Origin of the sequence: Vibrio sp. 10N.222.52.C12 (assembly GCF_041474215.1) — a bacterium.
Classification (GTDB): Bacteria; Pseudomonadota; Gammaproteobacteria; order Enterobacterales; family Vibrionaceae; genus Vibrio; species Vibrio crassostreae_C.
This window is the reverse complement of the sequence record NZ_JBFRTR010000040.1, coordinates 1-240: the sequence shown is the minus strand read 5'-3', so window position 1 is coordinate 240 and position 240 is coordinate 1. Positions and strand designations below refer to the sequence as shown.

Annotated in this window: 1 protein-coding gene; it reads left to right on the top strand. The window is 42.9% G+C overall.

From position 1 onward, the window contains the following. Positions 1 to 8: 8 nt before the first annotated feature. The coding region (locus tag AB4623_RS07760) for a transposase (RefSeq protein ID WP_372146115.1) at positions 9 to 240 on the top strand (232 nt) is incomplete at its 3' end.

Below are 240 nucleotides of genomic sequence, written 5' to 3'. Positions count from 1 at the left end.
AAAAGAAGATAACTAACTGGGCGGAGTACAATAAGGCTTTGTGCAAACGGGGCTCGGTTACGTTCTGGATAGATGATACAGCCGTAGATGCATGGCGATGCAAAACCCATCATGGTAAGCGTGGTAGAGGCTTTCAGTACTCTGATACAGCGATTGAAACTGCCTTGATGATTAAAGGAGTATTCTCATTACCATTACGTGCTCTTCAAGGCTTTATTGATTCTATCTTTGAGCTATTGG